The sequence below is a fragment of the Pseudomonas pichavaramensis genome, from assembly GCF_050473265.1.
Taxonomy (GTDB): domain Bacteria; phylum Pseudomonadota; class Gammaproteobacteria; order Pseudomonadales; family Pseudomonadaceae; genus Aquipseudomonas.
The window spans coordinates 235,572-250,231 of the sequence record NZ_JBJKFJ010000007.1 but is presented as its reverse complement, the minus strand read 5'-3'; the positions used below and the strand labels follow the sequence as shown (position 1 = coordinate 250,231).

At 62.2% G+C, this 14,660-nt stretch carries 15 protein-coding genes; 5 read left to right on the top strand and 10 right to left on the bottom strand.

Annotated features, from left to right (window positions below; translation table 11 throughout):
• Window position 1: 1 nt before the first annotated feature.
• From ACJRW5_RS14025 to ACJRW5_RS13995, 7 genes are all read right to left on the bottom strand, one after another.
• Window positions 2-796 carry a MetQ/NlpA family ABC transporter substrate-binding protein gene (locus ACJRW5_RS14025; protein WP_484571119.1) on the bottom strand — a complete coding sequence of 265 codons (795 nt, stop codon included), beginning with the start codon at window positions 794-796 and terminating at the stop codon, window positions 2-4.
• 56 nt (window positions 797-852) lie between these two features.
• Window positions 853-2,259, bottom strand: coding sequence for an LLM class flavin-dependent oxidoreductase (locus tag ACJRW5_RS14020; protein WP_484571118.1), 1,407 nt, complete (start codon window positions 2,257-2,259; stop codon window positions 853-855).
• Window positions 2,259-3,452 (bottom strand): SfnB family sulfur acquisition oxidoreductase, encoded by a 1,194-nt coding sequence (locus ACJRW5_RS14015; RefSeq protein WP_484571117.1) that lies wholly within the window; start codon window positions 3,450-3,452, stop codon window positions 2,259-2,261. The genes ACJRW5_RS14020 and ACJRW5_RS14015 overlap by 1 nt, the downstream gene beginning before the upstream one ends.
• 3 nt (window positions 3,453-3,455) lie before the next feature.
• Window positions 3,456-4,694, bottom strand: a complete 1,239-nt coding sequence (locus tag ACJRW5_RS14010; RefSeq protein WP_484571116.1) for an SfnB family sulfur acquisition oxidoreductase — start codon at window positions 4,692-4,694, stop codon at window positions 3,456-3,458.
• A 394-nt stretch (window positions 4,695-5,088) separates the two neighbouring features.
• Window positions 5,089-5,859, bottom strand: a complete 771-nt coding sequence (locus tag ACJRW5_RS14005) for an alpha/beta fold hydrolase (protein ID WP_484571115.1) — start codon at window positions 5,857-5,859, stop codon at window positions 5,089-5,091.
• Window positions 5,860-5,933: 74 nt separating this feature from the next.
• Window positions 5,934-6,992 carry an alpha/beta fold hydrolase gene (locus ACJRW5_RS14000; protein WP_484571114.1) on the bottom strand — a complete coding sequence of 353 codons (1,059 nt, stop codon included), beginning with the start codon at window positions 6,990-6,992 and terminating at the stop codon, window positions 5,934-5,936.
• Between the two features lie 591 nt (window positions 6,993-7,583).
• The gene (locus tag ACJRW5_RS13995; protein ID WP_484571113.1) at window positions 7,584-8,822 is read right to left on the bottom strand and encodes an NAD(P)/FAD-dependent oxidoreductase; all 1,239 of its coding nucleotides are present in this window, start codon (window positions 8,820-8,822) and stop codon (window positions 7,584-7,586) included.
• Between ACJRW5_RS13995 and ACJRW5_RS13990 the strand changes: the two genes are divergently transcribed.
• Entirely contained in the window at window positions 8,716-9,561 is an 846-nt protein-coding gene (locus tag ACJRW5_RS13990) for a TetR/AcrR family transcriptional regulator (protein WP_484571112.1), read from the top strand. The two genes, ACJRW5_RS13995 and ACJRW5_RS13990, sit on opposite strands and share 107 nt — an antisense overlap.
• A gap of 241 nt (window positions 9,562-9,802) precedes the next feature.
• On the opposite strand, the gene ACJRW5_RS13985 is transcribed toward ACJRW5_RS13990, so the two are convergent.
• Window positions 9,803-10,498 (bottom strand): MOSC domain-containing protein, encoded by a 696-nt coding sequence (locus ACJRW5_RS13985; protein WP_484571111.1) that lies wholly within the window; start codon window positions 10,496-10,498, stop codon window positions 9,803-9,805.
• Window positions 10,495-11,061, bottom strand: a complete 567-nt coding sequence (locus ACJRW5_RS13980) for a MarR family winged helix-turn-helix transcriptional regulator (protein WP_484571110.1) — start codon at window positions 11,059-11,061, stop codon at window positions 10,495-10,497. Before ACJRW5_RS13980 ends, ACJRW5_RS13985 begins: the two co-directional genes overlap by 4 nt.
• 116 nt (window positions 11,062-11,177) lie before the next feature.
• Between ACJRW5_RS13980 and ACJRW5_RS13975 the strand changes: the two genes are divergently transcribed.
• Genes ACJRW5_RS13975 through ACJRW5_RS13960 form a run of 4 tightly spaced genes read left to right on the top strand, consistent with a single transcriptional unit; the run spans window position 11,178 to window position 12,700 of the window.
• Window positions 11,178-11,408 carry a thioredoxin family protein gene (locus tag ACJRW5_RS13975; RefSeq protein WP_484571109.1) on the top strand — a complete coding sequence of 77 codons (231 nt, stop codon included), beginning with the start codon at window positions 11,178-11,180 and terminating at the stop codon, window positions 11,406-11,408.
• Between the two features lie 10 nt (window positions 11,409-11,418).
• The gene (locus ACJRW5_RS13970; protein ID WP_484571108.1) at window positions 11,419-12,156 is read left to right on the top strand and encodes a hypothetical protein; all 738 of its coding nucleotides are present in this window, start codon (window positions 11,419-11,421) and stop codon (window positions 12,154-12,156) included.
• On the top strand, window positions 12,156-12,410 hold the full coding sequence (locus tag ACJRW5_RS13965; protein ID WP_484571107.1) for a DUF2024 family protein: 255 nt from the start codon (window positions 12,156-12,158) through the stop codon (window positions 12,408-12,410). The genes ACJRW5_RS13970 and ACJRW5_RS13965 overlap by 1 nt, the downstream gene beginning before the upstream one ends.
• Window positions 12,411-12,421: 11 nt before the next feature.
• Window positions 12,422-12,700, top strand: a complete 279-nt coding sequence (locus tag ACJRW5_RS13960; RefSeq protein WP_484571106.1) for a Rho-binding antiterminator — start codon at window positions 12,422-12,424, stop codon at window positions 12,698-12,700.
• 872 nt (window positions 12,701-13,572) lie between these two features.
• Here the strand turns inward: ACJRW5_RS13960 and ACJRW5_RS13955 are convergent.
• The gene (locus ACJRW5_RS13955; RefSeq protein ID WP_484571105.1) at window positions 13,573-14,625 is read right to left on the bottom strand and encodes an aldo/keto reductase; all 1,053 of its coding nucleotides are present in this window, start codon (window positions 14,623-14,625) and stop codon (window positions 13,573-13,575) included.
• Window positions 14,626-14,660: the final 35 nt, after the last annotated feature.

Sequence of the window (14,660 nt, the reverse complement as noted above, 5' to 3'; positions counted from 1 at the left end):
GTCAGCTTTCCCAACCCGGCTGGTAGAGTTTGCCGTGGGCCTTGTCCAGTGCCGCGCGTACTTCCGGCGAATGCTGGTAGATGTCGATGAACTTGAGCAGGCGGGCATCTTGGACCTTGGCCGGCTGAGCGACGAACTGGATGATGTACTCCGGGTTCTCCAGACCGTCGAACAGCAACGCCGACTCTGGGTCATGGGTGCCGGCCAGGCGGATGTAGTGCGGGTAGCCCAGGGCCAGGTCGACTTCATCCAGTGCGCGTACCAGTTGCACGGCCTCCAGCTCGATGATGCGGATGTGTTTCGGGTTGGCGGTGATGTCCTCCAGGGTCGCCTTGTAGCCAACGCCATCCTTGAGTTCGATCAACCCGGCCTTGCGCAGCAACTGCAGGCCACGCCCGCCATTGATCGGGTCATTGGCGATGGCCACCGTGGCACCGTCCGGCAGGGTGGAGAAGTCCTTGTGCTTCTTCGAGTACAGACCGACGTTGTTGAGCACGCCACGTGCGACCGGCTGCAGGTCGTAGCCGCCTTCGGCCTTGGCGTTTTCCAGGAAGGGGATGTGCTGGAAGTAGTTCACGTCGATGTCGCCATTGGCCAGGCTGACGTTGGGCGCGATCCAGTCGCTGAACTCGATCAGCTCGACCTCCAGCCCCTGCTTCCTGGCTTCGGCCACGGCCACCTCCAGTGGCGGTGCGAAGGCGGCGGTAGTGCCCAGCTTAAGGGCTGGTTCGGCCAGGGCCAGGCTGCTGGCGGCAAGCAGGGTGCCGAGGGTCAGGGTTTTCAGGGTTTTGAGCATGATGGCGTCCTTTTATGGGGTCGGTGCAGGAGCCGGCTTGCCGGCGATCCCAGGTTTCAGCGGTGTGATTGATCGCCAGCAAGCTGGCTCCTGCGACGGGGGCTGTGAAAGGTTTCGATGTGTTGGCGAAACGCCGCGCCAGGGTGATCGGCCGGCAGGCGCGGACCCTGGCCAAACAGCTTGTGGCGCAAGGCCCCGTCTGCGTAGGCGGTCTTGTAGCGGCCACGGCTTTGCAGCTCGGGCACTACCAGGTCGATGAAGTCGATGTAGCTTTCCGGGGTGACGGTGCGGGTGAGGTTGAAACCGTCCAGGCCGGTCTCGTCGATCCAGCTCAACAACTGCTCGGCGACCTCTGTGGGTGAGCCGACCACCTGCGGATAGCGGCCGCCGAGGGCGTGCTGTTCCAGCAGACGGCGCTTGGTCCAGCCACTGAAGCTCTTGACCACCGACTCGATGGCGTTGGTCTTGCGTTCCGTGATCGGCTCGTCGAGGCCGAAGCCGGCCAGGTCGATCCCGGTGGAGGCGGAGAAATGCGCGATGCCGGCCTCCGGGCTGGCATGGCGCAGGTATTCGGCCAGCTTGTCCTGGGCCTCGCTTGCCCTGGCTGCGACCACCAGGGTGATGCCCATGAACACCTTGATCGCATCCGCCGGACGACCGGCAGCGACGGCAGCGGCGCGCACCTTGTCGACCTGGCTGCGCACGGCTTGCTTGTTCTGCCCGCCGATGAATACGCACTCGGCGTGGCGCCCGGCGAACTGCAGGCCGCGTGCCGACGAGCCGGCCTGAAACAGCAACGGCGTGCGCTGTGGCGAAGGCTGGCTGAGGTGATAACCCTCCACCTGGTAGAACTCGCCGTGGTGACGAACCGGCTGCACCTTGTGCGGTTGGGCGTAGATGCGCCGCTGGCGGTCGGCGAGCACGGCGTCGTCTTGCCAGCTGCCTTCCCAGAGCTTGTAGAGCACCTCCAGGTATTCATCGGCCTGGTCGTAGCGACGGTCGTGTTCGACCTGCTCGGGTTGGCCCATGGCGCGGGCCGCGCTTTCCAGATAGCCGGTGACGATGTTCCAGCCGACACGCCCGCCAGTGAGATGGTCGAGCGTGCTCATACGCCGGGCGAAGGTGAAAGGAGGCTCGTAACTGAGGTTGGCGGTGACGCCGAAACCCAGGTGCGAGGTGACGCCGGCCATGGCCGAAACCAACAGCAGCGGATCGTTGACCGGTAGCTGGATGCCCTCGCGCAGGGTTAGGTCGACGCCGCCTTGATACACGTCGTAGACACCGAGGATATCGGCGAGAAACAACCCGTCGAACAGGCCACGTTCCAGCAGGCGAGCCAGGTCGGTCCAGTAGTCGAGGCGATTGAAGTCCACGGAGCGGTCGCGCGGGTGGGTCCACAAGCCATGGTTGATGTGGCCGACGCAGTTCATGTTGAAGGCGTTGAGAAGAATATGCCTGGCCATCAGATGGTCCCCCGGCGTGGCGGCAGTCGGTCGTTTAGGTAGTAATCGCCGATGGCGTGGTACTTCCAGCGCACCGGATCGTGCAGGGTGTGAGTGCGGGCGTTGCGCCAGTGGCGATCCAGGCCGTGCTCGGCCAGCGTGGCGCGGCTGCCGGCCAGCTCCAGCAGCTTGCTGCCGAGCAGCAGCGAGGTCTCCGTGCTGATGGCGCGGGCCTCGGCCACTGCAATGGATGCAGCGGCGACGCTGTCAGCATCCGGCTCGGCCTGGGCGCGGTCGACGAACTCGCCGGCACGCTCCAGCAGCGCCTCGCTGGCGGCCAGGCGCACGCGCAGCTTGCCGATCTCCTGCTGGGTGAGCGGGTCGTCGCTGGCCTTGTCGATGCCGGCATCGATCCACGGCCGCGACTTGTGCCGTACGAACTGCAGCAAGTCCTCGTACGCGCCGCGGGCGATGCCGGTGTCGATGGCGGCGTGCAGCAACTGGGCGAACGGGCCGACCGTGGTCGGACGCTCGAAGGCGCTCTGGAACGGCACTACGTCCTCGGCGGCAACCGCCACAGCATTGAACAGCACGCTGCCGGTGGTGCGCTGGCCGAAGCCGCTCCAGTCGTCGACCACCTCCACACCGCTGGCGGTGCGAGGGACGAAGGCCAGAAAGCCGACACCGTTTTCATCCACGGCCAGGGTGGGGATGCGCTGGGCGAACAATGCGCCGGTGCAGTAGAACTTGCGTCCATCGATGCGATAACCGTCGCCATCGCGGCTCAAGCGGGTGTTGCGATCAAGTGCGGTTTTGGTGCCCAGCTCGGCCAGCGCATTGCCAAAGCGCTGGCCGGCCAGCACCTCGGCGTACAGCCGGCTCTGCTGCGCCTCGCTGCCGTTCACCCGCAGCACTTCCAGGGCATAGAAATGGTTTTGCGGAATCTGCCCCAGCGAGCCATCGGCCTGGGCAATCCGGGCGATGACCTTGGCCAGGGTGACGCTGGAAAACCCGGCGCCGCCAAATGCCCGGGGCACGCTGATGCCACCCAGGCCGGCCTGGCTGAACTGCTCCAGTTCCGCGTGCGGTAGCTGGCGCACGCGGTCACGGCCTGCGGCGCCGCTGGTGAATTGCTGGGCCAGGCGTTCGGCGCTGGCCAGCGCCTGGGCATCGTCGCGGAGTCTTGCCGCGCCGGTATTCAAAGGTGCGTTCATGGCTCAGATCCAGGAATGGCGGTTGGGACGGCTGGCGTTGAGGTGCCAGGCGCCGATGGCGTGGTATTTCCAGCGCACCGGGTCGTGCAGCGTGTGAGTGCGGGCGTTGCGCCAGTGGCGGTCCAGGCCGAACTCGGCCAGGGTGGCGCGGCTGCCGGCCAGCTCCAGCAGCTTCTCGCTGGCAGTCAGCGAGATTTCGGTGCTCAGCGCCTTGGCTTCGGCCACGGCAATCGACGCACGCGCCGCCGCATCGTCGTCGATGGGCGCAGCGTCGACCGCGTCGAGTACGCTGCCGGCCTTGCGCAGCAACGCCTGAGCGGCGTGCAGCTCGATCTGCAGGCGGCCGACATCGGCAATCACATAAAGATCGTCGGCGGCGCGCTCGACCTTGGCGTCGATCCACGGGCGGGCCTTGTCGCGAACGAAGGCGATGGCATCGCCCACGGCACCTTCGGCGATGCCCAGGTCGATGGCCGCCTGGATCAGTTGCGAGAAGGCGCCCTGAATACTGGGGCGCTCGGTCAGTGGCCACAGCGGAACCAGGTTGTCCGCATCCACTTCCACCTCGTTCAGACGCACCGTGCCGCTGGCCGTGGTGCGCTGGCCGAAGCCGGACCAGTCGTTGATCACGCTCAAGCCGGTACGGCCGCGCTGGATGAAGGCCAGCCACGGACGGCCTTGATCATCCAGCGCCTTGGCGGCGATCCAGTGGGCGAAAATCGCGCCGGTGGAGTAGAACTTCTCGCCGCTGAACAGCCAGCGGCCGTCGTGTTGCACCAGGCGTGCCTGGATATCCAGCGTGTGCTTGCTGCCACGCTCCGGGCCGCCGTTGCCGATGCGAGCGCCGGCCAGCACGCTGGCGAACAGGCGTTGCTGCTGTTCGACACTGGCGCCGGTGCGCAACAGCTGCAACAGGCCAAACTGATTCTGCGGAATCTGCCCCAGAGCCGGGTCGACGGCGGAGATGATGCGAAACACCTCGGCGATGGTCACGTACGACAGTTGCGGGCCGCCGAATTCACGTGGCACGGCGATGCTGCCCAGGCCGCTGGCGGTGAAACGCTCCACCAGCTCCCACGGCAGGCGCCGCTCGCGGTCGCGCAGTATCACTTCGGCCTGTGCCGCCTCGGCCAGAGCATGCGCGGCCTGCAGGGCGTCGGCATCAGTGGCGAGAATGGCGGCGGGGTAGAGTGGAGGGGCGACGTCCTGGTCGCTGTCCTCAAGGGCAATCGGACTGCTCATGCAAACCTCATCTGTCGATATGCCGCAACGGCACCGGGATGAGGGCGCAACGGAGCAGCGGGAAATTCGAGGCTCCGGTGGTCCGGTTTTTATACCCTATAAGTTTTAAAACTCTTAGATAAATACATTTTTGGAATATTCATGTGCCTGGAAGTTGTTTGGCTTGGGGGCGACCCCCTGAACCGTTCCGGGAGCACCACGCACTAAAGCGCCGGCGAAGTGGCCATGGCGCTTTTGCACTTTGAGTAATGTTCAGGTTTCAAGCCCGGTCACGGGTTTGGCCGTGACCGGGTGGACTGACGCGTGGGATAGGGCGAGCGGGAATCACTGAGGCACAACGCCAGAGTCCTGCTCAATGGATTTGACTCTGGTCAGAGCGCCATTCCCGCTGTTCCTATTGCTCGGCTGCTTTCTCGATCATCCGGGCGACGGACTCGGGGTGAGACACCATCACCACATGTGACGCGCCCTTGACCACTTCAACGTCTTTGGCCTGCGCCCGCTTGGCCATGAAAGCCATGGCCTGAGGCGGGATGTTCTTGTCCGCATCGCCATAGATGTGCCACGAGGGAATGCTCTTCCAGGCGGGCGCAGTGGCCTTTTCGTTCAGGGCTGCCTCGGTGACCGGCCGCTGCGTGGCAGCCATGAGCGCGGCTTGCTCGGTGGATACGTCCGCGGCGAACTGGTCGTGGAACTTGTCTTGCTGGATGTACAGATCCTTGCCGCCATCGGCGAGTGCGACGGGGGCGGCCAGCGTCGGGCCGAGCGTGCTGCCGGGGAATTTACCCGCCAGCTGCGCGACGGTTTCACCGGCCTCGGGAGCGAAGGCGCTGACGTAGACCAGCGCTTTTACATTCGGCTGGCCGTAGGCGGCGCTGCTGATGACGTTGCCGCCATAGGAGTGCCCGACCAACACGACAGGCGTCTTCACGCTGGTCAGTAACGCGGCCACGGCTGCGCCATCGCTCTTCACCCCACGCAAGGGGTTGGCCGCAGCGATGACCTTGTAGCCATCGTGTTCCAGGATGTTCACCACGCCATTCCAGCTGGAAGTATCGGCGAACGCACCGTGTACCAGAACGACGGTGGGTTTCTCTGCGGCGAGGGCGTTATTGCCCATGGCAAGACTGGTCGCGATGGCCAGTGCGGCAACGATGTTTTTCATGCGGATTTCCTCGAAGTGGTAGGTACGGCAGTGTTACTCGGTGCGGGGCGGGTGGACCTGCACCGGGTTGGCGGTCAGAGGTGGTCTGCGTCGATCACCGCCTGAGCGAAGGCTTGCGGCGCCTCTTGCGGCAGGTTGTGGCCGATGCCGCCACTGATCAGGCGGTACTCGTATTTGCCGGTGTAGCGCTTGGCATAGGCCTCGGCGGGCGGGTGTGGTGCGCCGTTGGCATCGCCCTCCAGGGCGATGGTTGGCACGCTGATGGCGGGGAAGGTCGCCAGCTTTTTCTCGATGGCGTCGTACTGCGGCTCGCCCTCGATCAGATTCAGGCGCCAGCGATAGTTGAAGATGGTCACGGCGCTGTGATCCGGGTTGTGCAGCGATGCTGCGCTGCGCGCATAAGTGGCGTCGTCGAACTTCCATTCGGGCGAGGCGAGCTTCCAGATCAGCTTGGCGAAGGCCTCGGTATTCTTCTCGTAGCCCAGTCGGCCGCGTTCGGTGGCGAAGTAGAACTGATACCACCACTGCAACTCGGCTTCCGGCGGCAGAGGTGCCTTGCCCGCGTCCTGGCTGCCGATCAGGTAGCCGCTCACGGCAACCAGCGCCTTGACCCGCTCTGGCCACAGGGCCGCGACAATGTCAGCGGTGCGCGCACCCCAGTCGTAGCCGCCGAGCACGGCGCGATCGATCTTCAACGCATCCATGAAGTCGATCAGGTCGCTGGCCAGCGCAGCCGGTTGGCCGTTGCGCAGCGTTTTGTCGGAAAGGAAGCGCGTCTCGCCATAGCCGCGGGCCGACGGGATCAGCACCCGATAACCCTTCTTGGCCAGCGCAGGTGCCACATCGAGATAGCTGTGAATGTCGTATGGCCAGCCGTGCAGCAGGATCACCACGGGGCCATCGGCCGGACCAAGCTCCGCGTAGGACACATCCAGCAGCCCTGCCTGGACATGCTTCAGCTCACCGAACGAAGTGTGGCTGCCGACGCTGATGGCCTCGATCTTGCCGGCCGGAACTTCGGTGGCCTGAGCGCCGAGGCTTAGCAGCACACCACCTTGCAGCAGGGCAGCGGCAAGCATCGAGCGGGCAAGCCTGCGTCCCGGCAGAACGGTATTCACAGCAGTGCTTTTCATCATGACTCTCCAGTTCCACAAGCGAGCGGCCCGGTGCCGTCTCGATGGGGTTATTGGAGTCCGCAGAGGTATCTGCCATGTGTCACGAACGACGGCGAGCGTAATCGTTCGTGTAGCTACACGGCTTAGATACAGAGCGATACAAATGCGGTGGAGAGGCGTCCGGCCGTTATTGGGTGGCGCGCCGATGCGGCAGTGATCCGTACCGATACGAAAAGATGGGCTTCATCCAGCCAGAGATCAGGGGGCGTTACCGATAGGAGTGCCGTCAGTTGATGGCGAGCAGAGGATCGATTTGGTCAGCATCTATGGCGATGAAACCGATCGAGTGGAAGCGTTAGAAACGGAGAAGTTGACGAGTTGGTTAACAAAGACCCGACAAACGTCGGGTCTCTGCGCCGTGCCCTGTGTGATCAAGAATCGGCTGTCAGACACCGATGCTGATCTACCAGGTCCGGCAACCAAGAGCAGGCACCAGGTTTCCGGACACTGCGGCTGAACTGAAATGTTCCAGTGAAGAGCGTTCCCCTTTTCAGCACCGAGAAATTTCCGAACTCAATGGCCTCAGGGAAAAGGTCAGGGAGCCGCCGGCTAACCGAGCATCTTGATGGGTTTGAGCTGCGGTGGCTTCTGCAGCTCTAATGACGCCGCCGCTAGAATTTGCTCCCGGGTGCCATTGCGAGGAGGGTAGATGCGCTCGCGGTTTATCACCGCTTTGGTCTGTTTGGCCTGATGGCCTTGAGCAACGACCTCGCGGTCCCAGCCTTGCGTATACACCGCTCCCCATGAGCCCAGGTCAATGATGTTGGTGTACCAATCGATGGTCAAAGGCTCCATCTTCATGCCAAATACTTCGTTAACTGCGTTATGTCCTGCGAATCGTCCCATAGGACGGGCGTGTTGGCAGGACATAACGGATGGTTGTTCGCCATCGATCAATGCATGGGCGGTATCGCCTGCTGCAAAGACATGCTCGACTCCTGTCACGCGCATGTATTGATCAACCTTGAGGCGCCCCTGAGGGTCGAACTCTCCTGCGACGTTACCGGTTAGATCGCTGGCTCTCATCCCGGCGCACCAAACGATGGTGGATGCTTCAATACGGCTGCCGTCAGCCAACGTCACACCCTGAGCGTCCACGGACGCCAGGGAAAAATTCGGCAGCAGTTCTATCCCCAGCTCACGACACGCCTGTTCTATTACCGGTTGGCCACCTCCCAGCCCACCGGCAATCATCGCTCCACGATCAGCCAGGATCACCCGTATCGGAGCCGCCGCACCATTCAGACCAAGTTTCGCCGCAACTTCGCTCAGCCGGGCCGGCAACTCGCATGCGATTTCGACACCGGTCGCACCGGAGCCCACCACCAATGCGGTGAACCGCCCGGCGGTGATCGGTGCGTTTGGCAGACTATCGATATGACTTTGCAGTTGAAGAGCGGCCGCATAAGAGTCCACATCGAATGTATGTTCGGCCACACCTGGCGTGGAGGGACGCGCCAACTGGCTGCCGCTGGCAAGGATCAACTTGTCATAACCGATAAGTCTGGACGCCCCCTCTATCTGAGCTGTAACGACTCGAGTGTCCGTATCGATGGAAACCGCCTTGCCTACCAGCAAACGAACGCCGATCGGTGAAAGTAACGAGGAAAGGGGCAACCGTGTATCTGACAGGTCTTTTTCATAATTACGAACACGGATGCTATGCCAGGGATCCGGATTGATGAGGGTTATATCGGCTACCTGCTGTAATTCGGCAAGTTGGCGAGCAGCCGAAGCGGCACTCCACAACCCCGCGAAACCGCCACCGATGATCAGAATTCGTTTCAAAGCGCTTTCCTCCAATCGAGCCCACGTCAGTTTGACGACAGGCGTGAGAGCGCAAATAATACGAGCTATAACTCGCATAAAGTACTCGCCTCAGGTCATGCCCGACACTCGTACCTCTAGACCCCGAAAACTCCCGCGCCAGAGCCGTTCCGTCGCGATGGTGGACGCTATTCTCGAAGCGAGTGCTCGCATTTTGCTCGAGCGTGGCTATGCCGGAATGAGCACCAATGCCGTAGCTCAGTGCGCTGGAGTGAGCGTGGGGTCGCTGTATCAATATTTCCCCAACAAGGAATCGTTGTTGGCGGCATTGCATGATCGCCACGCCGAACAGATGGGGCACTCCATTGGCGTGATTCTGGCCGAGCCGCTGGGCGGAGCGGGGTTGCGAGGGGCCATAGTCCGGTTTGTGCGAGCGGCTATGGCGGCCCACGAGGTGGAGCCTGAATTGCACCGGCTGCTGGAAAAGGAGCGCCCATTCTTCGAGGGTAACGCCCACAGTAGTGGGGTCGATGGCGAGGTGCATCGCCATATTCAGCGATTGCTTGAGGAGCACCCCAGTGAGGTCAAGCACCCTAATCTAGCGATTGCAGCCTGGATGATCATGCGCATGACCGAATCGCTGGTCCATTCAGCCATTCTCTATCCCCCACAGGATTTGGACGTTAGCCAGGTCGAGCCCGCAATCGTGGATGCTATATACGCCTTCCTGACTTATCCCCTTCGATCAACGCATTCCTGAGCGCCAGGGCAGAGGCCCAAGACCACGAGTGGCTTTCGAGGTCACCCGAAAATGCGCGGACTTCGCGCGTTTATAGAGCGCTGGGGCAATCTGTGTGATTTACGGATTGTGGTCAGAAGCTACCCGTCGCTAGCATCAATCGCCTCATCCCATACGACTCGTCCTTTTGGAGCGTCCAGTAGCAACAGTGCAGCCCTTACAAACGGGTTAATTGACTTCCGGCACCTGCGCGCTTCGCTCGTTATTGAGTAATGTTTGTGCCTTGCAGTCGCGGCGCCCAGTCCTCGACTTGTGCCTTGTCCAGGCGCCGCTCGAGCGTCTTTCGCCACGACGGCACCAGTGGCAGAGCCAGACATTTACGCAACAGCTCCGGCTCCACGCGTCTGTCGAACAGCACAGCCGAAAGGCGGCTCAGTGACCAGTCAGCATGCGCGCGCTCCACCAGTTGCAGAGGATCACCCGCCCGAACCATGCCCTCCTCGATGACCCGGTAGTACCAACCCGTGCGCCCGGACTCCTGCACCCGTAGCGCCAGATCGGCAATGCCGAAACGGTCGCTCAGCTTCCAGCATGGCATGCGCCCCTGGGAGACCTGCAGCAAGGCGCTGCCGGCCCTAATGACGTCCCCCAGACAGACATCGTCTTCGGTCCAGCCCGTGGTGCTGAAGTTCTCGCCGAAGGCACCCGGCTGTTCCAGAAGGGGGTGTTCACCAAGCTCGCGACGCCAGGCGGCGTAGTGTTCGCTTGGGTAATGGTGGATGGCCTTTTCTGCGCCGCCGTGCACCCGCAGGTCGCCCTGCTCGTCGCCAGCCAGCCCCAGCGTAGTCACCGCCAGGGGCTCCTGGCGTGGTGTCTTGGCGATGCCGCTGCGCGAGCCAGGCCGGATGAAGGGCTGTGCGCGGCCTGTCAGCAGGGTGTCGAGTAGCAAATCGTTCATGCGGCCTCCGGGGGCTGGTGCTCGCGACAGATCAGCCTGGCATCACCTGGCTGCAGCGGCTCCTGAGTCAGGCCACAGAACGGCTGGCCATCGACCTGCTGATGAAAACGACAACTGCCGCACAGGCCAAAGCTAGGCACATCTGTGTCACGCTGAATTTCCCGCAAGAGGTCGGTCAGCAAGGCTTTGAGCTGCTCGCCACGCGCGCCCAGACGAGCTTCGCCAGCGGCGAGAAAGTCCGGTGGCAGCAGAGCTTCTAGTAACTGCCAGGCGGGATCGGTCAGCGCCAGGTGCACGCTGCGCTTGTCGCGCGCGTCCTGCGTCTTGGCGATCAGCCCCTTGCCTTCCAGCGCCTTGAGCGACTGCGACACCGTGCCCTTGGTCAGGCCAAGGTAGTCGGTCACCCCCAGCGGCGTATTCGAATAACGGTTACAGCGCGCCAGGTACATCAGCGCGCTCAGCTGGATGGGCTGCAGCTCGGCCAGCAGCGGGTGCTGGCGAAACCAGATGCGGGTCAGGCTGGACAGCCGTTCGAGCAGATCGAAGAGAGTCGTGTCGGTCATGTATCACTCCTGTCGAAATATAGTATCGACTAAATACCATGTTGACAAAGGCCAATTTGAGCGTAGCCTGCATATCGGTATCGAATCGATACTAAATACTCAGCAGGAGATTGACCATGACTCAAGCACGCTTCTATCACGCTGGCTGCCCCGTCTGCGTATCGGCCGAACAGACCCTGCTGAACCTGCTGGCTCCGGAGGTCAAGGTGGAGATCGTTCACCTCGGCGAGCAGTCCGGACGGGTAGCGGAAGCCGAACAGGCCGGCGTCAAGTCGGTACCCGCACTGGTGGTCGATGGCCAGGTGCTGCACCTGAACTTCGGCGCTTCCATCGAAGATCTGAAGTAAGGAGATGGCCATGAAAGCGCCTTTCGCGTTCGCACTCACTGCGTTATTCGCCAGCTCTGTCTGGGCCCATGGTCCGGGTGGCATCCATAGTGAGAACGGCTCCCAGGTCGAGGCTGCTTTCGACTTGGTGCATTCCCGCGTGTTCAAGGACGGCCAGGATCTGGTATTCGAGCAGTTGGTCGATGGTAAAGCCGGCAGCCGCACACCCACTGCCAAAGGCAGCTTCGCCGGTGCCGAGGTCTACAGCTATGTCTGGCCGACCAGTCTGAACAGCGGCGCAGTTGGTTTCGCTGACGACTCGGGCATCCTCGCGTTGGCCCTGACTTCGCACCCGGACTTCGATGACACGCCGCAGCTCGATGAAAATGGCGATGGCGACAACGCCAATGACGGTGGTCTGTGGCATTCACATTGGGTGGTGCTGAGCAAGGACGCCAGCTGCGGGCCTAGTGGCCTCAAGGTTCGCGACATCCCCGAGGGCGCCAAGCCGAAGCTGCCAGCCACCTGGCCTGGAGCGCCTATCTATATCGATTCGCCCGGCTACGACCTCAGCCTGAACAAAGACGCCGTGCAAATTCGCGTTCCCTTGGCTGCGGTCGGGTTCCCGGCCAGCTTCAACTACGACGGAGTGACCGCTGCGCTGCAGGTCAACGCCGATCTGCATAACCCGTTGCTGTGTGTCTCCAGCGTGTGGGACGTAGCCTCTGGCGACTTGTCGCTGCCGGCTACCTGGAAGGAGCAACCGTGATGAAGGTGAACGTATTCGACACCCATGTGCGCACCCGCGATGGCCGCTATCTGCACTTCGACGTCTTGATCGAGGGCAGCGACCAGGCTCGCGCTAACCAGTACGCCCGCGACTGGATGACCGAACTCGGTGTGCAGGATGCCGACATCGAACAGAGCCGCTGCCAGTTCTGTCACAGCCAGCCGGCTCACCCCGAGATCGCTGCCGCCATCGCGCGACAGGGCTACTACATCATCAAGCTGCAAGGCTGTTAGGAGACCCATCTATGAACAGGTATCAGCCCCTGAACTGCGATTTGCACGATTACCTGGAGATCGCCTGTATGCACCGTTACGACCTGCATATCGAACTGCTCGACGGACCGAGCTTCGCAGCCAGGGCGCTGACCACGCGCACGGCGTCGAGCAAGGAGGAGTTTCTCGTGCTGCACAGCGATAACGGCCAGTTCGAGGTACGCCTCGACCAGTTGCTGGCCATTACGCCGCTTGGCGCCAATGCGAGTTTCGGCCGTATCGAACTGGCGGGAAGTCATTGCGCATTTTGAACCTTCGTTCGAGCTGCGCGCCCAGGCAGGTGAGACATAACCTTACCTGGCCGAAGCTGCCCAGCGTGTCATCAGCTGTTGGCTGAGCGCCTGCCACTGGCAGGTGCCGGCTGCGGCCCCGAACTGCTGCACTTACTGCTGAGTGAATAGGATGACTAGATACCGACTCATGGTCCACAGAGACGAAAAATTGCTGGGACATTTCGACTCCATAACGCCCTGGGCGCAGGAAGCCGTGCAGGAGATCGCCGATTGTTTGAGCGCCGCCGGTTACGGGCTTGAGCTTATGATTTCCGATAGCGAGCGCCGCATACTGGACTGTGGCCCAGAGGGCATTCGCGTCATGCACAGTGAACCGATATTCAGACGCGACAACTAACATCCGGATAGGCCCTGCTTGCTGGACAGTTCAGTACCTCTTGGTGAGGTTTGCGAGCCCGGGCACCTCAGTACATTCATTAGCCCAGCGGCTTGATGCCAGCGTTGCTTCGGGCTGATGCAGTTGAGAACGCAGCTGCCTATTCATGCCTTCCGCGGAGTTGCTCTGTGAGCAAGGTACAGCAACCGGAGCACAGCGGCGCCTGGGACGGATTGCCCATGTTTCACACCTCATGCCAAAGCAGGTAACCGATGCCGTCGACACCACCACTCTCTCTTGCATCCGGCATTGCTGCGCTTGATCGCCATTACCGGGACGCTATCGTGCCATTGCCGCGAAAGCCCGCAAGCCTCATCTCGGGTGCCGATTGACTGGCCCATCTTTGCCCAGGGCCGCGAAATCATCCCGACGACGCTGTTTGGGATGTGCGATCAGGTGTTTGGCATGGGCGCTCGCGGCATCCATTCCTCGCGAGCGGCCAGCGATACTGCGGTTAAGCCACCGGGATTTTTGCTCGAGCGAGGTGGCAGCCTCCTGCCAGAGAGGTCCGCATCTCAATGGTCTGCTCGTGGGGCACTCCAAGGGCAATGGCGCTGGCACTGTTCAGACGCGCGTAGTCCGACTCGGACAACTGCAGATCAAGGGCGCCAAGCGTGGCGTCAAACTGCGCGCGCGTGCGCGAGCCAAGGATTGGAATCAGGCTGGTGCTGGACTGCCGGGCCTTGTGCAGCAGCCAGGCAATGGCAACCTCGGTTGGCGTGCTACCCATGGTCCCTGCGACATCGATAAGCGTGTCGATGATCGCGGTTTCCCTGGCGCTGGTTTCAGCGTGCACGAGCATACCCAGCTTGGTCGCGCGGCTGTCGTCGGTACCGCTGCGGTACTTGCCCGTTAAAAGCCCTCCAGCCAGCGGTGACCATTGGGTGACGGCCAGACCCAGGGCCTCTGCCATGGGTATCAGCTCACGGTCGGCGCTGCGTTCTGCCAAGCTGTATTCGAGTTGAATGCCAGCCACTGGAGCCCAACCGCGTAACTCAGCCAGCATGTCGGCGCGGGAAATGCGCCAAGCGGGAAAGTTGGAAAGACCCACGTAATGGATCTTGCCGGTGCTCACCAGATCGTCGAAACCACGCATGATCTCTTCCATAGGCGTCAACTCATCGCTGATGTGTGCCCAGAGCAAATCGATATGGTCGGTGTTCAGGCGCCGCAGGCTTTCTTCTACTGCGCGCACCATGTTCTTGCGGCTATTGCCGAGCTGGGAAATGCCGGCCGCCGGTGTCGTGCCCATGCTGTACTTCGTGGCGAGAACGAAATGGTCGCGGTCGGATGCGATGAATTCTCCAAGCAGGGTCTCTGCCTGGCCCGCCTGATAGCCATTGGCGGTGTCGAGGAAGTTGCCACCGGCTTCCACATAGCCGTCGAAAATCTGCCGGGCTTCGCCGCGTTCGGCGCCATGGCCCCAACCCGTGCCAAAGTTGCCAGTGCCCAGAGCGAGCTCGGATACGCGCAGGCCGGTGCGCCGGCCGAAGGTGCTGTAACGCATGGGAATCCTCCTGATGGCCGCTGAAGGCAGCCACC

Bases quoted from the DNA above. Each gene is read 5' to 3' on its own strand.
- ACJRW5_RS14025 (WP_484571119.1), bottom strand. From the start codon at position 796: ATGCTCAAAACCCTGAAAACCCTGACCCTCGGCACCCTGCTTGCCGCC.
- ACJRW5_RS14020 (WP_484571118.1), bottom strand. From the start codon at position 2,259: ATGGCCAGGCATATTCTTCTCAACGCCTTCAACATGAACTGCGTCGGC.
- ACJRW5_RS14015 (WP_484571117.1), bottom strand. From the start codon at position 3,452: ATGAACGCACCTTTGAATACCGGCGCGGCAAGACTCCGCGACGATGCC.
- ACJRW5_RS14010 (WP_484571116.1), bottom strand. From the start codon at position 4,694: ATGAGCAGTCCGATTGCCCTTGAGGACAGCGACCAGGACGTCGCCCCT.
- ACJRW5_RS14005 (WP_484571115.1), bottom strand. From the start codon at position 5,859: ATGAAAAACATCGTTGCCGCACTGGCCATCGCGACCAGTCTTGCCATG.
- ACJRW5_RS14000 (WP_484571114.1), bottom strand. From the start codon at position 6,992: ATGAAAAGCACTGCTGTGAATACCGTTCTGCCGGGACGCAGGCTTGCC.
- ACJRW5_RS13990 (WP_484571112.1), top strand. From the start codon at position 8,716: ATGAGGGTTATATCGGCTACCTGCTGTAATTCGGCAAGTTGGCGAGCA.
- ACJRW5_RS13985 (WP_484571111.1), bottom strand. From the start codon at position 10,498: ATGAACGATTTGCTACTCGACACCCTGCTGACAGGCCGCGCACAGCCC.
- ACJRW5_RS13980 (WP_484571110.1), bottom strand. From the start codon at position 11,061: ATGACCGACACGACTCTCTTCGATCTGCTCGAACGGCTGTCCAGCCTG.
- ACJRW5_RS13975 (WP_484571109.1), top strand. From the start codon at position 11,178: ATGACTCAAGCACGCTTCTATCACGCTGGCTGCCCCGTCTGCGTATCG.
- ACJRW5_RS13970 (WP_484571108.1), top strand. From the start codon at position 11,419: ATGAAAGCGCCTTTCGCGTTCGCACTCACTGCGTTATTCGCCAGCTCT.
- ACJRW5_RS13965 (WP_484571107.1), top strand. From the start codon at position 12,156: ATGAAGGTGAACGTATTCGACACCCATGTGCGCACCCGCGATGGCCGC.
- ACJRW5_RS13960 (WP_484571106.1), top strand. From the start codon at position 12,422: ATGAACAGGTATCAGCCCCTGAACTGCGATTTGCACGATTACCTGGAG.
- ACJRW5_RS13955 (WP_484571105.1), bottom strand. From the start codon at position 14,625: ATGCGTTACAGCACCTTCGGCCGGCGCACCGGCCTGCGCGTATCCGAG.